The 19,318-nt window shown below is 40.6% G+C and carries 19 protein-coding genes and 1 pseudogene; 3 read left to right on the forward strand and 17 right to left on the reverse strand.

The window, feature by feature from the left end; all coding sequences use genetic code 11:
• Positions 1 to 364 precede the first annotated feature (364 nt).
• From BT1A1_RS10355 to BT1A1_RS10370, 4 genes are all read right to left on the reverse strand, one after another.
• Positions 365 to 784, reverse strand: a complete 420-nt coding sequence (locus BT1A1_RS10355; RefSeq protein ID WP_330939315.1) for a YolD-like family protein — start codon at positions 782 to 784, stop codon at positions 365 to 367.
• 20 nt (positions 785 to 804) lie between these two features.
• Positions 805 to 2,064: a Y-family DNA polymerase gene (locus BT1A1_RS10360; RefSeq protein ID WP_034770845.1), complete on the reverse strand. Its 1,260-nt coding sequence runs from the start codon at positions 2,062 to 2,064 to the stop codon at positions 805 to 807.
• A gap of 394 nt (positions 2,065 to 2,458) precedes the next feature.
• Positions 2,459 to 3,433, reverse strand: coding sequence for a tRNA dihydrouridine synthase (locus BT1A1_RS10365; RefSeq protein ID WP_034770848.1), 975 nt, complete (start codon positions 3,431 to 3,433; stop codon positions 2,459 to 2,461).
• Between the two features lie 356 nt (positions 3,434 to 3,789).
• A complete protein-coding gene (locus tag BT1A1_RS10370) occupies positions 3,790 to 4,227 on the reverse strand; it encodes an Rrf2 family transcriptional regulator (RefSeq protein WP_034770851.1) in 438 nt (145 codons plus the stop codon).
• Positions 4,228 to 4,372: 145 nt separating this feature from the next.
• Here BT1A1_RS10370 and BT1A1_RS10375 point away from each other — a divergent pair, with 145 nt between their 5' ends.
• Positions 4,373 to 5,014, forward strand: a complete 642-nt coding sequence (locus BT1A1_RS10375) for an NAD(P)-dependent oxidoreductase (RefSeq protein WP_034770853.1) — start codon at positions 4,373 to 4,375, stop codon at positions 5,012 to 5,014.
• 83 nt (positions 5,015 to 5,097) lie between these two features.
• Here the strand turns inward: BT1A1_RS10375 and BT1A1_RS17940 are convergent.
• The 10 genes and pseudogenes from BT1A1_RS17940 to hisZ form a co-directional block, all read right to left on the reverse strand.
• Positions 5,098 to 5,268: pseudogene (locus BT1A1_RS17940) on the reverse strand (phenolic acid decarboxylase); the annotation flags it as partial.
• Between the two features lie 130 nt (positions 5,269 to 5,398).
• Positions 5,399 to 6,460, reverse strand: a complete 1,062-nt coding sequence (gene hisC, locus BT1A1_RS10380) for a histidinol-phosphate transaminase (RefSeq protein ID WP_034770856.1) — start codon at positions 6,458 to 6,460, stop codon at positions 5,399 to 5,401.
• A gap of 17 nt (positions 6,461 to 6,477) precedes the next feature.
• Positions 6,478 to 7,143, reverse strand: a complete 666-nt coding sequence (gene hisIE / locus BT1A1_RS10385) for a bifunctional phosphoribosyl-AMP cyclohydrolase/phosphoribosyl-ATP diphosphatase HisIE (RefSeq protein WP_034770858.1) — start codon at positions 7,141 to 7,143, stop codon at positions 6,478 to 6,480.
• A 1-nt stretch (position 7,144) separates the two neighbouring features.
• Complete coding sequence (hisF, locus tag BT1A1_RS10390) at positions 7,145 to 7,906, reverse strand: imidazole glycerol phosphate synthase subunit HisF (protein ID WP_034770859.1); 762 nt, start codon at positions 7,904 to 7,906, stop codon at positions 7,145 to 7,147.
• A complete protein-coding gene (hisA, locus tag BT1A1_RS10395; RefSeq protein ID WP_034770862.1) occupies positions 7,900 to 8,616 on the reverse strand; it encodes a 1-(5-phosphoribosyl)-5-[(5-phosphoribosylamino)methylideneamino]imidazole-4-carboxamide isomerase in 717 nt (238 codons plus the stop codon). The genes hisF and hisA overlap by 7 nt, the downstream gene beginning before the upstream one ends.
• A complete protein-coding gene (hisH, locus tag BT1A1_RS10400) occupies positions 8,613 to 9,218 on the reverse strand; it encodes an imidazole glycerol phosphate synthase subunit HisH (RefSeq protein WP_034770945.1) in 606 nt (201 codons plus the stop codon). Before hisH ends, hisA begins: the two co-directional genes overlap by 4 nt.
• A gap of 190 nt (positions 9,219 to 9,408) precedes the next feature.
• Complete coding sequence (hisB, locus tag BT1A1_RS10405) at positions 9,409 to 9,993, reverse strand: imidazoleglycerol-phosphate dehydratase HisB (protein ID WP_034770865.1); 585 nt, start codon at positions 9,991 to 9,993, stop codon at positions 9,409 to 9,411.
• 12 nt (positions 9,994 to 10,005) lie between these two features.
• Complete coding sequence (gene hisD, locus BT1A1_RS10410; protein ID WP_396234645.1) at positions 10,006 to 11,286, reverse strand: histidinol dehydrogenase; 1,281 nt, start codon at positions 11,284 to 11,286, stop codon at positions 10,006 to 10,008.
• Entirely contained in the window at positions 11,286 to 11,930 is a 645-nt protein-coding gene (gene hisG / locus BT1A1_RS10415; RefSeq protein ID WP_034770869.1) for an ATP phosphoribosyltransferase, read from the reverse strand. The genes hisD and hisG overlap by 1 nt, the downstream gene beginning before the upstream one ends.
• A complete protein-coding gene (gene hisZ, locus BT1A1_RS10420; RefSeq protein WP_051989098.1) occupies positions 11,918 to 12,940 on the reverse strand; it encodes an ATP phosphoribosyltransferase regulatory subunit in 1,023 nt (340 codons plus the stop codon). The genes hisG and hisZ overlap by 13 nt, the downstream gene beginning before the upstream one ends.
• 131 nt (positions 12,941 to 13,071) lie before the next feature.
• On the opposite strand from hisZ, the gene BT1A1_RS10425 reads away from it, so the two are divergent.
• Positions 13,072 to 13,857: a histidinol-phosphatase HisJ family protein gene (locus BT1A1_RS10425; RefSeq protein WP_034770872.1), complete on the forward strand. Its 786-nt coding sequence runs from the start codon at positions 13,072 to 13,074 to the stop codon at positions 13,855 to 13,857.
• 60 nt (positions 13,858 to 13,917) lie between these two features.
• Here BT1A1_RS10425 and BT1A1_RS10430 read toward each other — a convergent pair whose 3' ends face one another.
• Both BT1A1_RS10430 and rnz read right to left on the reverse strand, forming a co-directional pair.
• Positions 13,918 to 14,709 carry an SDR family NAD(P)-dependent oxidoreductase gene (locus BT1A1_RS10430; RefSeq protein WP_034770874.1) on the reverse strand — a complete coding sequence of 264 codons (792 nt, stop codon included), beginning with the start codon at positions 14,707 to 14,709 and terminating at the stop codon, positions 13,918 to 13,920.
• Positions 14,710 to 14,771: 62 nt separating this feature from the next.
• Positions 14,772 to 15,689, reverse strand: a complete 918-nt coding sequence (gene rnz / locus BT1A1_RS10435; protein WP_034770875.1) for a ribonuclease Z — start codon at positions 15,687 to 15,689, stop codon at positions 14,772 to 14,774.
• A 316-nt stretch (positions 15,690 to 16,005) separates the two neighbouring features.
• Here rnz and zwf point away from each other — a divergent pair, with 316 nt between their 5' ends.
• A complete protein-coding gene (gene zwf, locus BT1A1_RS10440; RefSeq protein WP_034770877.1) occupies positions 16,006 to 17,487 on the forward strand; it encodes a glucose-6-phosphate dehydrogenase in 1,482 nt (493 codons plus the stop codon).
• 420 nt (positions 17,488 to 17,907) lie between these two features.
• Here zwf and gndA read toward each other — a convergent pair whose 3' ends face one another.
• The gene (gene gndA, locus BT1A1_RS10445) at positions 17,908 to 19,314 is read right to left on the reverse strand and encodes an NADP-dependent phosphogluconate dehydrogenase (protein ID WP_034770879.1); all 1,407 of its coding nucleotides are present in this window, start codon (positions 19,312 to 19,314) and stop codon (positions 17,908 to 17,910) included.
• Positions 19,315 to 19,318 lie beyond the last annotated feature (4 nt).

The following is a 19,318-nucleotide window of genomic DNA, read 5'->3' on the forward strand; positions in this document are numbered from 1 at the left end:
TCAAAAAAATTTTGCCAGCCGTTGTCAAAAAATAAAACAATTCATCGCAATAAAAGGGAAACAATGTTAAACTATAGTTAGATATGCTCCTTATCATATTTCGTTCTATTTACGGGAGGACTTTAGATGAAATTTCTAAAATTAATACTTCTATTTTTCCTAGCAATTTTCCTTATTAAAATTATGTTTAAACTTGTTTTCGGCATGATTTCTTTTCTATTTACAGCAGTGATATTCATCGTTTTCTTATATATTGGATGGCGGATTTTAAAAAGCTAAACGATATCTATTCTTTCAATGGTTGCCTAGCATTAAGGAGAATCGAGCACTTCCGTTGGCTCTTATCTCCTTTTTTATTAACAAGTCATTCCATATATTCGATGGCAGTAATCGCCGCTAGTGGGATGGAATGGACATCTCCTTCTTCATTTATCACTTGTATATCGTTTTGGAGGGTGTCAAAAGAGCGGATATTTCCGTTGATTGTCTTGTAGTGATGTCCGACATAATATTGGATGGTCACCTTTCTATTCATTGCTTTGGCCACTTGAACCTTTTCATTAAATTCTTCTAATTGTTGTTCATCCAATTCCTTTGGTGATTCCCACAAATCCTCTTTTGCCCAATCACGCAACATTTTGACATGCTCCGGCAGCATCATTGCCGTCCATTTGATTCGTCCGCGATCGCGAATCATCTTGATCATCCCTTTCCGCATACGGTAGATTACTATAAATATGCTGAAAAGCAACTCTATCCGATCTTTAAAAATTAGCTGCCTCATCGTACATTTTCCAAAAATGATTACGCTTTATGCCCGCCGACAAGTTTCGCCCTTCTCCGTGCCGTTCCCCCTTCCGTATAGGAAACTGCTCTAAGCAGGGAGGCAGAACCAAACCGTTGACGAATTCTGTCCACGGTATAACCTAATTTCTTTTTCTTCCATAAATTTGGATCAAATAAATCGAGCTGAATGCTTTCATCCGGGACAATATTGGACAGAGCGATGGAAATTTGCCGTACCGTTCGCCCGTCATAATGCTTGTTAAAAAGCTCCAAACAAACCCGGTACAGATCCATTGTCATATTGGTCGGTGATTCAACCGTTTTCGACCGATAAAATCCGCCGCCTAATTCTTCATGACTGTAACCAATACCAAGGCTGATTGTCCGTCCCGCATATTTTCCTGTCCGCGCCCGCCTTGCTACTTCTTCGCACATTTCTAAGATGACATGCTTGATTTCGGTTACGTTTTTATAATCGCGCAACAAAATTTGACTTTTGCCGAAACTGACTTGACCGTCCATGATCGGCGCCCCGATTTCTGATAGATCGACTCCCCAGGCGTGGTAATAAAGCTGATTTCCCATAATGCCAAATTTCTTTTCTAATTTTTCCAAGTCATAATGAGCCAATTGCCCGACTGAAAAAATCCCCATATTATTTAATGTTTTTTCGAGACGGCTGCCAATTCCCCACATTTTTCTCAAGGGTGAGACAGGCCATAACTTTTTTGGTATATCTTCATATGTCCAGTGGGCAATCCCGGATGTTTTCGCATCCAAATCCAGGGCCAGTTTTGCCATGAGCATATTGGGGCCGATTCCGATTGCACATGTAAGCTGGAATTCCCGCATCAAATCGTCTTTTATCTTCTCGGCAACCTGTCTGACTCCACCCCATAAATGTGCCGTTCCATCAACCTTAATAAAACTCTCATCGACACTGTAAACATGAATGGCCTCTTTTGGCACATAACGATTGAACAGTCGAGTGATTTCTGTTGATACCCGCAAATAAGTCGCCATTTGCGGCTCAACAATTTCTATCCGCGGATCATTTGGCAATTCAAACAAGCGGGATCCTGTTTGAATCCCAAACTCTTTTTTCATCTGCGGGGAGGCAGCCAACACAACACTTCCTTCCCGTTGTTTATCACCGACAACGACCAAATAGCATTCGAGCGGATCAAGCCCATACATCACTGCTGAACAACTGGCATAAAAACTCTTAATATCAACACACAAAATATGTTGATGCGGCAAACGGCTATAATCCACCATTTTACCATCTCCTTCAAAACCCGGGGCACAATTGCAAACGTATGTTTGAAATAAGTATATGCATCATTTTATAAGAATATAAGTTCGTTTTCAATAACAATTTTTTCCAATATCCTCATTGGCAAACTAATATTAAGACAAGCGTTTGCAGGGTATTGGATGGGCGAGCAGGTTTGTGAAAAGATAGAAAAAAGAGTGTACATAACAAGAGAAATCTACCCTGACTTTTGCCAAACAAATGGCCAAGAAAAGTAAAAAAAGCCGGACCCATTCATGGACCCAGCCTTAGTTTGTACTTCTATTAAATTAGGGCGGATAGTAATCCGGATGCAGCATTTTTTTCCTGATCTGCCCCGGGCTACTGTCGGCTCGTCTTTGCCCCCCACGTCACGTTTTACTGAAACAATGGAACTCTTTCTTCCCAGGCATTAAGCAATGCGCGGACTTCCTCGGTAGATTTTGTGTTCATCAATTGATTTCTCAATTCACCGGCACCATTAAACCCTTTGACATAAATCTTAAAAAAGCGATGAAGAGGTTTGAAAGAACGCGGTTCTAATTCCGAGTATTTATCAAAGAGATCCAAATGCAACCTTAACAGATCCAACAATTCCTTACTGCTATGTTCTTTCGGCTCTTTTTCAAAAGCAAATGGGTTTTTAAAAACACCGCGGCCAATCATAACTCCGTCAACACCATATTGACCGGCAAGCTTCAAACCGGTTTGCCGGTCGGGAATATCCCCGTTGATTGTCAAAAGTGTGTCTGGTGCCACCTCATCACGAAGTTTCTTAATCTCCGGAATCAGTTCCCAATGGGCATCTACTTTGCTCATTTCCTTTCTTGTACGCAGATGAATAGAAAGATTCACAATGTCTTGTTTCAATACATGTGTCAGCCAGTCCCGCCACTCGTCCACATCAGTGTAGCCAAGCCTTGTCTTTACACTTACAGGTAATCCTCCTGCTTTTGCGGCTTGGATGATATCACTAGCGACTTCCGGACGCCGGATCAGACCGCTTCCTTTCCCTTTGGACGCCACATTTGGTACCGGACAGCCCATATTAATATCCACACCACTAAACCCAAGTTTTGCCACGCCGATACTCGTTTGCCGAAAATATTCGGGCCTATCCCCCCATATATGGGCCACAATCGGCTGTTCATCTTCTGTAAATGTCAAGCGCCCGCGCACACTCATGATTCCATCAGGGTGACAAAAACTTTCCGTGTTGGTAAACTCTGTAAAAAACACATCCGGTCTGGCGGCAATACTTATGACATGACGAAAAACAACATCCGTCACATCTTCCATTGGTGCAAGTATAAAAAATGGCCGTGGTAGTTCACGCCAAAAGTTATTTTTCATTTTTCATTTCACATCCTAACATATGAAATAACAGGTCAAACATTTATTTCAAATAAAAAACAAAAATATGCCTTTTACACTTATATCATGCTTCTGCCCTTTTTATCAAACGATAGTATATTTTGAACATTTCCATTTAAAATTGAGTTTATCTTGAATGCGAGTATACGGCTTTCTGCTTCGATTTTTGCATCACAGAGAGTATTCTATAGATAAGACAAACTTGAAAAGTATGACTAACAGGTTAATCTTCTCAATATGGCATTAAACCATTATAAATTCTTTTAATGAGAAATATCGGATACTTACAGAGCACGATGAAGAATGAAAAAAGACATTCGATTTGGAATGTCTTTTTAACAAATAATGTTCTCTTTTTTGGAAATATCTTTTACCACATCTTCCAATGTCACGTTCTCTAAAACTTTCTCCATTGCGATCTGGGATGCTTCAAATATCGGTTCAATTGTATCTTGAATATTTCTTCCCACAGGACATTTCGGATTAGGATTCTGATGGATGCTAAATAACGCCCTGTCCTGGACAACATTCACCGCCTTATAAACATCAAGCAGTGTAATGTCGGACAGGTCTTTTGCCAGTTTTGCCCCCGCTTTTCCCGGATGCACTTCTACTAAACCGGATTTTTTCAACATTCCCATGATTTTCCGGATGACAACAGGATTTGTATTGACACTCTCGGCTAAAAATTCGGAAGAACTCACGCCATCTTTATTCATTTCAATTAAAACCAATATATGAATCCCGACAGCAAAACGGCTGCTGATTGACATTTTAGTCACTCTCCTCATGTAATTCATATGATTACAAGTATAGTATAACTTAAATCAAAAATAAATAGCATTGACATTTTCATCACTTGTAATTATAATGATTACATGTAACAAAACAAATTACATATCTTAGGAGGAATGCCATATGAAAATTGGAATCATTGGTGCCAGCGGAAAAGCAGGCAGCCTTATTCTTCAGGAGGCTGTTGAAAGAGGCCATGAAGTGACAGCAATTGTCCGGGATGCCTCGAAAATTCAAAACAAACAGGTTCATGTGGTTGAAAAAAATATTTTCGATATCAAATCCGAAGATCTTCAAAAATATGATGTTGTCGTTAATGCATTTGGTGCTGCTCCCGGTCAGGAACATCAACATGTGGAAGCCGGCCGGGTTTTAATCGAAGCTTTAAAGGCAGCTCCCAACACACGCCTTATCGTTGTTGGCGGTGCCGGCAGCCTATTTACGGATGAATCAAAAACCGTTCGTGTCATGGATACACCTGATTTTCCCGCTGCATTCCTGCCAACTGCGAAAAACCAGGGGCAGAATTTAGAAGATCTGCAGCATTCCACCGGTATCCAATGGACATTTGTAAGTCCAGCCGGGTTCTTTGATCCGGCAGGTAAACGAACCGGCTCCTACAAAAAAGGCGGAGATGTACTTACTTTGAATTCAAAAGGGGAGAGTTACATCAGCTATGCAGATTTCGCGATTGCGATCCTAGATGAAATTGAAAATCCACAGCACAAAAACGAACGTTTTTCTGTTGTCGGCGAAGCGGAATAACAGCAGCAGTCAGAAGAAAACCAACCTTTCAAAGCGAAAGGCTGGTTTTTTCCAACTTTTTTCGTGTAATTTGCTTATGTTGCTTATGAAAATTTTAGTTTTCCTGAGCGGATGTCATCGACCATTGTTGAATACGGTGCCTCTAAAATGACTTTTTCGTTATTCATCCCTTCATTCTGGATATAAGTTATATCCGCGAATTCAGGAACCACATATTTCGGGTAAGTTTCCTATTTTTCGCGGGATTCTTCCATTGGTAATGATAAACAGGCAGTAGCGGGAGCTTATAAGTCGAATTTAAAGCACTCACGGACAGCCTCTTTTACCAACAAAAAATTTGAGTTCAGTTAGCTTGGTGAACACTTAATCCCTTTGCACCATCCGTTAGGACAATATACCTGTCGCCAATTCCTCCATCAGACGATTCATCTCTTCATCCGTGCCAATTGTCACGCGCAAAAACTGATCAATTCGCGATTTATTGAAGTAACGTACATAAATCCCTTTCTCTTTCAACGTTTCAAAGATTTGTTTCGCATCTACCCGTCCATGTTTCATAAAAAGGAAATTCGCCTGTGAATCTAGTACCGTGAAATTCAATTGCCTCAGCTCGCCGATTACACGATGACGAGTTTCTATAATTTTTGACCGCGTTTCTTCAAAATATGCTGTATCTTCAATGGCCGCTTTCGCCCCGACCAATGCCAGGCGATCCAATGTATAAGAATTAAATGAATTTTTAATCCGGTTCAGTCCCTCAATTAATTGCTCGTTACCGAATGCAAAGCCGACACGGAGGCCCGCAAGTGATCGGGATTTCGATAATGTTTGGATAACAAGCAAATTTTCATAACGTCGGGTTAAAGGCACAGCAGACTCTCCGCCAAAATCAATATACGCTTCATCAACCATAACCACTTTGTCAGGATTGTTTTGCAAGATTTTTTCTATTTGTTCCAACCCTAAACCAATACTTGTCGGCGCATTCGGATTGGGAAAAATGACGCCGCCTTCCGCATGAAAAAATTGCTCAACCGGAATCGTGAAATCTTCATTCAATGGTACTTCTTTATAGTCAAGACGATACAAATTTGCATAGACCGGATAAAAACTGTATGTGATATCCGGAAACAAAATTTGCTCGCCCTGATTGAAGAAAGCCAAAAAGGAAAAGGCAAGCACTTCATCGGAGCCGTTACCGATAAACACCTGACTTTTTGCCACGTCGTATGCCTTTGCAATTGCTTCACATAACTCATCAGCAGTCGGATCGGGATACAAGCGCAGATTTCCATCGACCGCTCCTTTTAACGCTGCCAAAACTTTCGGCGACGGGGGATACGGATTTTCGTTTGTATTTAATTTAATCATATTTTTCACTTTTGGTTGTTCACCCGGCACATAAGGTTCCGTCAGCCGGGTTACCTCGCTCCAAAATTTACTCAACACAAGTCCCCCTTCCCTTACATCGGCAAAATTTTGTCTTTACCCTTTTGTTGCTTTTTCGTCATCCGTTTCATTAGTTCCTTTTTCAATTCTTCTATTCGAATATCCTTTTCAATCATTAACACTAACGAATGATAGATGAGGTCGGCTAATTCAAAAATCAATTCTTCACGGTCCGGATTTTTCGCGCCTATAATCACTTCGGTTGTCTCCTCACCGATTTTCTTTAAAATCTTATCCAACCCTTTTTCAAATAAGTAGTTCGTATAAGAACCTTCAACCGGATTTAATTTACGGTCTTGCAAAAATTGGTATAGCTCCGTAACGATTTCCCGGTTGTAGTCTGCAAATGGATCTTGTGAGTAAACTTCATTATGAAAACAGCTGGCCTCTCCGGTATGACAGGCAACACCAAGTTGTTCTACTTCTACTAAAACCGCATCTCCATCACAATCATAGGACATTCTTTTAACTTGTTGAAAATGACCGGATGTTGCACCTTTATTCCAAAGTTCGTTTCGACTGCGGCTATAAAACCAAGTGGTCCCTGTCTCCAATGTTTTTTCCAATGATTGTTTATTCATATAAGCAAGCATAAGTACTTTTCCGCTGTAGCAATCTTGAACAATTGCGGGAACAAGCCCTTTTTCATCAAATTTGATTTGATCGGTACTAAATTCCATCTTAAACGCTCCTAACTTCGACGTTATTTTCACGTAAATATTGTTTCAATTGTTTTATATCAATTTCACCAAAGTGAAACACGGAGGCAGCCAAAGCGGCATCTGCCTTCCCCTTTGTAAATACTTCGAGGAAATGTTCCATCGTACCTGCCCCGCCGGAAGCTACGACCGGAATGTTTACCCGACCGGCAATTTCAGCGGTTATGTCCAAACTGTAACCGGTCTTCACACCATCTGTATCAATGGCATTTAGCACAATTTCCCCGGCGCCGAGCCGCTCACCTTCTAAAGCCCATTCAACCGCATCCATTCCGGTGTCGATGCGGCCACCATTGATAAAGACTGTCCATTTTCCGTCGTCACGTTTTTTTGCATCAATCGAAAGCACGACACATTGGCTGCCGAACTTTTCAGCCGCTTCACGAATCAAATCCGGATTTTTTACCGCCGCACTGTTGACCGATACTTTATCGGCCCCGGCTTTCAATACTTTACGGAAATCCTCAATCGTCCGAATCCCGCCGCCAACGGTAAACGGGATATGCACTTGTTCAGCCGTTTTTTCAACGACATCGATAAAAATATCCCGTTCTTCATTGGACGCCGTAATATCATAGAATACTAGTTCATCGGCGCCGAGCTCACTATACTTTTCGGCAAGCAGAACCGGGTCATCGACATCCATAATATTTTGGAATTTTGCCCCTTTCACGACACGACCTGCCCGGACATCTAAACAAGGGATAATTCGTTTTGCTAACATATCGTCACTTCCTTTAATGCCTGTTCAAGATTGATTTTACCCGTATAAATCGCCTTTCCGATAATCGCACCATACATATTCAATGCTTTTAATTTTCGCAAGTCCTCCAAGGAACTTACCCCGCCGGATGCAATGACATCCATCGTTGTTTCCCGATTTATTTTTTCAAGTTCGGAAAAATTGGGGCCGGAAAGCATGCCGTCCTTGGCGATATCTGTATAAACAATCGTTTGACATCCTTTTTCTTCTAATTTTTTGGCAAATGCAAGGGCTTCAACCTCACTCGTCTTTGTCCATCCGTCCGTAGCGACAAAACCGTTTTTCGCATCAATCGACACAGCAATTGCCGGACCGTATGTTTCGAGGGCTTCATCTAAAAATTGTTCATCACGTAAAGCGGCACTGCCTAAAATGACGCGGCTGACTCCCATCTCCATCAGTCGTTCGACCTTTTCAAGCGAACGGATTCCCCCGCCTAATTGGATTGGAATATGGATGGTTTCTAAGATTAATTGAATAGCAGACAAATTTTTTGTTTCACCAAATAATGCACCGTCTAAATCGACGATATGTAAAAATTCGGCCCCCGCCTCTTCCCATTTTTTGGCCATTTCGACCGGATCACCAAAGGTTTGTTGCTTGCCATAATCCCCTTGAATAAGGCGGACACATTTTCCGTCACGAATATCGATTGCAGGAAATAAAATCATTTGATCATCGCTCCAAACGCTTGTAATAATGTTATTCCGGTCTCTCCGCTTTTTTCCGGGTGGAATTGCATACCGATCAGATTGCCTTTTTGAACCATAGCGGGGAATTTCACGCCGTAATCCGTCCAAAAGACAACTTCTTCCAGATGTTTTGGTACAACATAATACGAATGAACAAAGTATACATATTTATTCTCAGCCAATTTATCGGTAAGCGCGCTATCCGTTCCTTTCATTAATTGATTCCAGCCCATATGCGGTACTTTGAAATCATGTTTGAAGCGGACAACTTCTCCTTCCAGTAAACCGAGACCTTCCCATTGACCATGTTCATAACTTTTTTCATAAAATAATTGCATTCCTAAGCAAATCCCTAAAATTGGTTTGCCGTTCCGCGCATTTTCTTTTATCGCTTCAACTAAGTTTAATCTTTCCAATTCAATCATGGCATCACGGAAAGCACCAACCCCCGGCAAAATTAAGGCATCGGCTGAATACAACCGTTCCGGGTTACTTGTTATATCCGTTTCTAAACCAAGTCCCTTTAATGCATGATTGACGCTTTTCAAATTTCCTGCACCATAATCAATGATTGCAATCAAGCCCATCGCTCCCTTCCGTTATGGAATTGTTTATTCATTCTTGGTATATAAATAATCCGTTGTTAATATCCGTTCATCGTTCCCTTGCGTTGTGCAGCCATTCATTCGATTCTTGACATACAAATGATCCGTCTTTAATATCCGCACATCGCTCCTTTATGTTGTGTCATTGGTAATTGTGCCCGAAACGCTACAGCATTCCTTTTGTCGACCGAACACCTTTAATTCTTTCGTCAATGGCGGTCGCTTCATCCAACACCCGGCCAAATCCTTTAAAAATGGATTCAATGATATGGTGGCTGTTTTTCCCGTGCAACAATTGGATATGGAGTGTAACCCCCGATTGATTAACAAAAGCCCGGAAAAATTCTTCCACTAACTCCGTATCGAATGTACCCACTTTTTCTGTTGGAATTTCGACATCAAAATATAGGAATGGACGACCGGAAATATCAATCGACACTTGGGAAAGCGACTCATCCATCGGGGTAAAGACAGAAGCATAGCGACGAATCCCTGCTTTATCACCCAATGCTTGTAAAAATGCCTGCCCGAGAACAATCCCGACATCTTCCACTGAATGATGGTCATCCACATCGGAATCACCGTCACATTTGACTGCCAAATCCATAAATCCGTGTTTCGTCATGAGTGTCAACATATGGTTAAAAAAACCAACACCGGTATCAATCGAGCTATTTCCATTTCCATCGATATTCAACTGCAATTCAACCTTTGTTTCTGCTGTTTTTCTGACTACTTCCGCACTACGCATACTATCACCTCATTATTCAAATCGGACGCGAATCGAATTGGCGTGGGCAGTTAACCCTTCTTCATTCGCAAATTGGATGATTTGATCCTTTACATTTTTTAATTCTTGTTCACTATAATAAATGACACTGGACCGTTTTAAAAAGTCATAGGTTCCAAGCGGTGACGAAAATTTCGCGGTTCCGCTCGTCGGCAAGGTATGGTTTGGACCGGCAAAATAATCACCGAGTGGTTCCGGTGAGTATGCACCTAAGAAAATAGCTCCGGCATTGCGCACTTTTGGCAATTGATCAAACGGATTATCGAGGAGCAACTCTAAATGTTCCGGAGCAATTTCATTCACCACTTCAAACGCGTCATCAAGTGTATCCACTACAAAAATATGGCCAAAGTTTTCAATTGACGCCCGGGTGATTTTATTTCTTTCCAGTACTTTTAACTGTTTTTCGACTTCTCCTTGTACATCAAGGGCCAGTTGCTCGGAATCGGTGACAAGAATCGATGCCGCCATTTCATCATGTTCCGCCTGTGATAATAAATCAGCGGCGATATACGCTGGATTCTGAGTACCGTCTGCAATCACGCAAATCTCGCTCGGACCGGCAATCATATCGATATCCACTGTGCCGAACACATATTTTTTCGCACGGGCCACATAAATATTGCCAGGACCGACAATCTTATCGACCGGACGGATTGATTTTGTTCCATAAGCAAGGGCAGCAATTGATTGAGCACCCCCGACTTTATAAATTTCGGTCACCCCGGCTATTGATGCGGCAGCGAGAACAGCCGGATTTACTTTTCCTTCTTTATTTGGCGGTGAAACGATAACAATTTCTTCCACACCCGCCACAATTGCCGGGATCACGTCCATTAAAACCGTTGACGGGTAAGCAGCCTTCCCGCCCGGCACATAAACACCAACCCGTTTCAGCGGGGTAATTTTTTGCCCAAGGATAATGCCGTTTCCTTTTTTGACAAACCATGATTTTTCAAGCTGATGTTGGTGAAATTCCCGAATATTGTCTTTAGCGTTTTTTAAAATGGTCAAAAAGCTTGGTTCAATGGTTTCAAGTGCCTCTGTTATTTCTTCTTCAGACACTTTCAAAGACGCGAGCGAGACACCATCAAAGGTTTTTGTATACGCAAGGAGCGCCTCGTCCCCATTTTGCCTGACATTTGCAATAATTGCTTTTACCGCTATATCAATTTCTTCAAATGAATCATCACCCCGAGCCATTTTCTCATCAATGACAGCCAATTCATTTTTACTGATTTTTGTCAAGTTGATCATTGCCCAACCGCTCCTTTTTCATTTACTACGGATTGAATGTGATTAATAAAATCATCTATCCGACTATGTTTTGTTTTAAAACTTGCTTTATTGGCAATGAGACGGGCACTGATTTCAAAAATTTCCGCAAGCACCTTTAACCCGTTGTCTTGCAAAGTTCTGCCTGTTTCGACAATATCAACAATACAATCGGAAAGGCCGACAAGCGGAGCCAATTCCACCGATCCGTTTAAATGAATGGTTTCCACGGTTTGCCCTCTTTCGGTAAAAAATTGGTTGGTCACTTTCGGGTATTTTGTGGCGACAATAAATTTATGCTTTTGCAAAACGGTTGCTTCAAGCCCGGCGACAACAAAACGGCAGCGGCCAAAACCTAAATCGACGACTTCAAATACATTGGCACCGGATTCAATCAAGGAATCTTTGCCGATCACGCCTAAATCGGTTGCTCCCCGTTCGACATAGGTAGCGACATCGCTTGCTTTTACGAGAACGATGCGAATTTTTTTCACCGGGTCCTCAAAAATTAATTTTCGACTTTTTTCATGATAGTCCGGAAAATTAATGCCAATTGCACGTAATATGTCTATCGTGTGATCTACAAGCCTTCCTTTTGCTATGGCAATATTTAAATATTCCACGAACGGGTTCCTCCCTCTTGTGCTTTTAAAGCGGTAATTAAATGATCGGCATAAATGGCAAAACCAATCGCTTTTGTGTCATAACCGAATTGTTTTGTTAATCCGTCATACCGCCCGCCTAACAAAACCGGTTGCCCGTATCCGGCAATATATCCATGGAAAACAATACCGGAATAATAGTTCAAGTGGTTAATCAGCCCTAAGTCAACGGTTAAAAAGTTGCCAAAACCAGCCGCTTCCAATTCGCGAACAACCTTTTCTAAATGTTCAATTTCCATCTTCATTTCATCATTGACGGCAACCTGATTTGCCCGGGCAAATACCTTTTCCGGTTCCCCGTAAAGCGTCGGAATGGCGGCAAGGGCTTCTTTATAAGGGGCCGGTATCATCAATTCTTGAACATAGGACTCCAATTCAAGGAAATTTTTATTTTCAATCAACCGTTGGATAAATTGTATTTCGTGTTCCGCTAACTCAATTTGTTCAATTAATTTTTTGTAAAAATTGGCTTTTCCGATATCAATCGTAAAGGCATCAACCCCTGCCTCGATTAATGAAAGAATCGCTAGGGTAATAATTTCTGCATCCGCCTGTACACCGTCACTGCCGAACCATTCAATCCCTGCCTGAGTAAATTCTCTGGATTGAATATTTTGCGGATCATTGTTCATTCGGAATATACTGGTAACATAGGAATATTTTTGAACCGGTTTTCCATCCTTGGTTTCCCTGGCTTCTGCGACCATCCTCGCAATGGGAATGGTGGCATCCGGTCGTAAAACTAAAATTTTTCCATCGGTGTCAATAAGTTTAATCATTTGATCCTTATCGATCGTTCCTTTAATTTCGTTAAAAAGGTCATAATATTCAAATATCGGTGTTTGAACTTGGTGGAACCCTTTTTTCTTGAAAAGTTGTTTTATTCGTGACAGGACTTCCTCTTTAACTTCAAACTCACTTGGTTCCATACCGGTCACACCTTTCGGAACAAATTGGGTAAGTTTTTGCATCATATCCATTCCCTTTTCTTTATCATATTATTAATTTAATTAATTAGTTATTTAGTAGTTTATCACTTTATTAAAATAAAGTCATGTAGTAATATTAAATTATTAAAAAATTTTTTAGTAGGTGACGCGAGATGTTTGATTTTCATGTACATAGTTCGTTCAGTGAAGATTGTGAAGTAGCAATGGAAGATATGGTCAAAGCAGCCATTGAAAAAGGAATTCAAGAGCTTTGTTTTACAGAGCATATTGATAAAGATTATCCCGATCGTGACTGGACATTTGACCTAGATTTGAATAAGTATCGTTTAAAAATACGGGAGATGCAGTCGGCTTTTGGGCATAAAATCAAAGTTCGCAAAGGGGTGGAACTCGGGGTTCAACCACATGTGCTGGATGATTATCGAAGGATTGTCGATGAAGAACCGTTTGATTTTATCATTTGTTCCATGCATGCGACAAAGGGATTCGACCTTCATTCCGGCAAATTTTTTGAAGCGAAAAGTTTGGATCAAGCTTATGAAGAATATTATTCAGAGTTACTGGCATGTATTCGTGATTTTGATCGGTTTAGCATCCTTGGTCACCTTGATTTAGTGACTCGATATAAATATGAACCCGGCGTAAAATCGCTTTTGGATATTATTGAAGAAATTTTTAAATTGATTATTCCAAACGGGCAAGGAATTGAAATCAATACATCGGGATTTTATTACGGTCTTGGACGGGTGTTGCCGAGTGTCGATATTTTGAAGTTGTATAAGGAGATGGGCGGAGAAATTTTGACGATCGGCTCGGATGCGCATAAACCCGAACGCCTCGGAGAATATTACGATCACGCTGTTGATGTATTGAAAACCATTGGCTTCCATTATGTGGCAACTTTTGAAAACCAAAAACCGGTTTTTCATAAAATTTAGTATAGACATGCCGGCTTTCATCGGGAACCGGCATTGTTATTTTAAAATATGTATGTAAATCTATTTTTTAAAGAACGCATTTTTCCCGACTTTTTCAACAAGACCGGGAAAAAGATTGTAAATGGTACTACCGGCATTCATGAGCCGCGGCAAATTAATTTCACGGGTTGACGTAAACATTTTCTTAACAATTTGAGCGGCAACTTCTTCCGGTTTCAATACCCATCTGCCGACATTTTTTAAATATTCCCCCGATTCATCGGCAATATGAAAGAAATTCGTTTCAATCGGTCCGGGATTAACAGCAGTGACAAATATACCTTCATCACGAACTTCCATTCTCAGGGCATCAGTAAAGCCCAATACCGCCTTTTTTGTCGCTGAATAAATGCTTGATTTCGGGGTGGCAATTTTCCCTGCTTGAGAAGCGATATTGATAATATGACCGGAATTTTGCGCAACCATTTTCGGTAACACCATTTTTGTCATCGCAATTAAACCAAGGACATTGACACGAAGCATGTTTTCGGCCTCATACATCGTTGCATCCAGCACGGTTTTAAAGATGCCAAACCCTGCATTATTAATTAATACATCAATCCTTTGCTTATCGCCGAGTTGCTCAAAAAAATTTAAAATTTCCTCCGTATTTCCAACATCAAGTTTATAGACAGAGACGGAAGTGCGGTGTTTTTTTCTGATTTCTTCTTGAATCTTTGCTAATTTATCGTAGCTGCGGGCAACGAGGATGAGATGGGCACCACTTTCTGCACATTGATAGGCCAATTGTTCCCCTAACCCCCCGGAAGCACCGGTAATCAAGATGGTTTTGCCATGTAAACGTGGATTCATATTTCTGCCTCCAATATAGTTTTAACGATTCGTATGATGATCACTTACCTGTCTCTCTTAATTTAATGTTTCACTTCAATCTTTTTAAAATCCTCAGCAATAATTGTGTTTGGAAATATTTCTTGCGCCTGTTTTTCTAAAAACGGTAAATCTCCTTTTTCAAAACGCGAACTAATATGGGTAATGCATAATTTTTTTACATTTGCCTGTACCGCTATTCGTGCTGCCTGATGAGTCGTTGAATGGAAATATTGGTGAGCGATATCTTCCGCATCCTTATCAAATGTTGCTTCATGAATGAGCAAGTCCGCATTCCTTGCCAACGCTACACTCACTTGAGTCGGTCTTGTATCCCCTAAAATAGTAACGACCCTTCCCTTTTTGGCCGGTCCTAAAAAATCCGCTCCGTTAATAATCGTTCCATCCTCTAGCTGGATCGTTGCCCCGGTTTTCAATTGTTTAAAAATAGGTCCCGGTTTTACGCCGATTTTTTTTAATTCATCGGCCATTAATGAACCCGGCTTATCTTTTTCAACAATTCGGTAACCATAGGACGGGATGCCATGGTCAAGCAATTTTGCTTCAATTATAAAATCACCTTCATCTAAATAAAGTTCATCCTCAAACTCAACATAATGAATATCATATTTCAAATGAGACTGACTTATTGACAGGCTCATTTCAACAAAATCGCGAATGCCTTTGGGACCATAAATAGTAACCGGCTCTATCCCACCTAAAAAGGAACGACTCCCGAGTAAGCCGGGTAAGCCGAAAATATGATCACCGTGAAGATGGGTAATAAAAATCTTTTCTATCTTTCGCGGTTTTAATGATGTATGTAAAATCTGATGCTGTGTAGCTTCACCGCAGTCAAACAGCCAGATCGCTCCATCTTGTAAATGTTTCAAGGTAATCGCCGTCACATTTCTATATTTTGCAGGCATTCCTGCACCGGTTCCGAGAAAAGTAATTTCCAAAATAATTCCTCCAATATCAACAACGCTTAATCTATATATTTATTATCAGGTTTTACCAACTTTTTTTCAATATCAAACGTTTTGATAAAGAAAATGCAGGCGGCCGGGGTTAATCCATCAACCTTATCTAAAAGCTGTTTATCATTATTTTTATACTAAATGAAAGACCATTAACAAAAACTAAATAAGGTAATCAACAAATGAAAACAAGATTATGGAATTTATCGAATCAGCCGTTTTCAAAATTTGCCATTTTTTCTTGTTACGAGTAAAATTTTAATATATGTTAATAAGTACACATAAAGCGAGGGTAAAAATGAAAACAAGAGAAAATCTTTCATCATTAATTTTACTTTTTGGTGCAACCGGTGATTTGGCGAAAAGAAAATTATATCCTTCACTATATAACCTTTTTCGTAAAGGGAATTTATCGAATCGTTTTGCCGTCGTAGGTGTAGCGAGACGTTTAAAGGATGACGGCGAATTTCGTAATTGGGTGAGAGATTCCGTCACTACTTTTGGCGAAAAGGCGGACAATTTGGAAGAGTTTATCTCCCACTTCTATTATCAATCGCATGATGTCAATGATTCAGAATCGTACAAGCAATTAAAAGAACTGGTGGACCGGCTTGATCATACTTATCAACTGGAAGGAAATCGAATTTTTTATTTAGCGATGTCGCCTGAGTTCTTTGGTACGGTTGCTGAGCATTTAAGGGAAGACGGGTTGACTAATACGAACGGTTTTAAACGATTGGTCATTGAAAAACCATTTGGGCATGACTTAGCTTCAGCGATTGAACTTAATAAACGGATACGCTCGGCTTTTAAAGAAGATGAAGTTTATCGGATCGACCATTATTTAGGAAAAGAAATGGTACAAAATATCGAAGTCATCCGATTTGCCAATGCTATTTTTGAACCTTTATGGAACAATCGTTATATATCTAATATTCAAGTGACTTCCAGCGAAACTCTCGGCGTGGAAGAACGGGCAAGATACTATGATAAAAGCGGGGCCATTCGGGATATGGTACAAAACCATATGTTACAAATCGTCTCTCTTCTTGCCATGGAACCGCCAATCCGGTTGACCACCGATGAAATCCGCAGTGAAAAGGTGAAAGTGTTACGGGCATTGCGACCAGTGGAAGGAGAAGCAGTCCATGACTATTTTGTCAGGGGACAATATGGAGAAGGGATCATGAATGGCACAAAGGTTCCGGCTTATCGTGATGAACCGAATGTACCGAAAGATTCGAATACAGAAACTTTTGTTGCCGGTAAATTTCTCATTGATAATTTTCGCTGGGCAGGTGTTCCATTTTATATCCGAACCGGCAAACGGATGGCTACGAAATCCACCAACATCATCGTTCAATTTAAAGATATACCGATGAATTTATATTATAAAAACGGTTCGACTTTAAATCCAAATTTACTTGTCATTCACGTACAACCTGATGAAGGTATTACATTACATTTAAATGTGAAAAAGACCGGAGAAGTACTGGGAACTACGCCGGTGAAGCTGAATTTTTCAACCAAAAGCATTGATGGTATTAATACACCGGAAGCTTACGAAAAATTGTTGTATGACTGCTTGCGCGGAGATGCGACGAATTTTACCCATTGGGATGAAGTTGCTTTATCATGGCGGTTTGTTGATAATATTTCAGAAGTTTGGACAAATGAACAAGCTGATTTTCCAAATTATGCTGCTGGCTCCATGGGTCCAAAAGCGGCAGAGGAGCTATTAGAAAAAGACGGATTCTTCTGGTGGCCGGTTAACTTTTGAAAAACGTAAGAAAAGCGCAGAGCGCCCGCTTAGCGACGTACAAACTGGAGCGCCCCGCAATGAGAACAGATTTGCTTCCTCGAATCGACATCGCACGAAGAAAAAGCGATTAGCTTTTTCGAGGAAAAGGAAACACGGTGAGGAACGAGCCGATGTTGACTTATCGTAGTGAAGCTACTCCTAGAGTGAACTTCATGAGTAATCTTCCTTGATATACTTCATGAAGCTTTGCGACGAGCTGAACATCCGCTTCCTCGAATAGGCTATGGCGCAGGAGCACATTAAAGGGGAGCTAGTTTCTCAGTCGCTGGCGCTCGGAGCTAGACAATAAAACTAATCCTAAGTTATTTACTTGTATTTTTATACTTTCTTATACTAAAAAAAGGGGTGCGAACCGAATAGGTCCGTTCCCCCTTTTCTTTATATCCATTTTGTATGGAAAATGCCTTCTTTGTCTACCCGTTCATAGGTGTGGGCACCAAAGTAGTCGCGTTGGGCTTGCAAAAGATTGGCCGGTAAGTTTTTCGTCCGGTAGCTGTCATAATAAGATAATGCAGCCGAAAAGCCCGGAACCGGAATACCATTCATAACCGCCGTGGCAATCACGTTTCGTAAAGAATCTTGATAACGATCAGCAATATCTTTAAAGTATGGATCCAATAGCAAGTTTTTCAACTGTGAATCACGATCATAGGCATCTTTTATTTTTTGTAAAAATTGGGCACGGATGATGCAACCGCCACGCCAGATCATTGCAATTTCACCAAATTTTAAATCCCATCCGTATTCCTCGGAAGCCACCCGCATTTGCGCAAATCCTTGGGCATAGGAGCAAATTTTACTGAAATATAAAGCTTGACGCACTTGTTCAATAAACTCTTTACGATTTCCACTAAATGCCCCAGATGTTGGGCCTGTTAAAATCTTACTTGCTTGAACACGTTCGTCCTTCATTGCCGAAATAAAACGGGCAAATACCGATTCTGTAATAATTGGCAGCGGAACACCTAAATCTAACGCATTTTGACTGGTCCATTTTCCTGTTCCTTTTTGACCGGCTTTATCTAAAATCATATCAACCAATGGTTTTCCTGTTTCTTCATCTATTTTTGTAAAAATATCTCTTGTAATTTCAATTAAATAACTGTCCAATTCACCTTGGTTCCAATCGGAAAATACTTGATGTAATTCATCATTGGACAGACCTAAAATATTTTTTAATAGAAAATAGGATTCCCCAATCAATTGCATATCTCCATATTCGATGCCGTTATGAACCATTTTAACAAAATGTCCGGCACCATCCGGACCGATATATGTACAGCAAGGATCCCCGTTAACTTTCGCGGAAATAGCTTGCAAAATCGGTGCGACTAAATCATATGCTTCTTTTTGTCCCCCCGGCATAATCGACGGGCCTTTTAACGCACCTTCTTCCCCGCCGGAAACACCGGTACCGATAAAGTGAAAACCTAAATCACTCAATTCTTTATTTCGACGGATGGTATCTTGAAAAAATGTATTACCGCCGTCAATTAAAATATCACCTTTTTCCAAATGCGGCTTTAACTGTTCAATGGTCGCATCTGTTGCCGGACCGGCTTTAACCATTAACAAAATTTTACGTGGAGTTTCTAAAGATTGAACAAATTCTTCAATACTATATGTTGGCACAATATTTTTTCCAGTTGCTTCTTGCATCATGGCATCCGTTTTTTCCCGTGAACGGTTAAAAACAGAAACCGTATATCCTCTTGATTCAATATTAAATGCTAAATTTTTTCCCATAACGGCAAGGCCGACAACGCCGATTTGTTGTTTTGCCATGTTG

This window comes from Caldibacillus thermoamylovorans (assembly GCF_000751775.1).
Classification (GTDB): Bacteria; Bacillota; Bacilli; order Bacillales; family Caldibacillaceae; genus Caldifermentibacillus; species Caldifermentibacillus hisashii.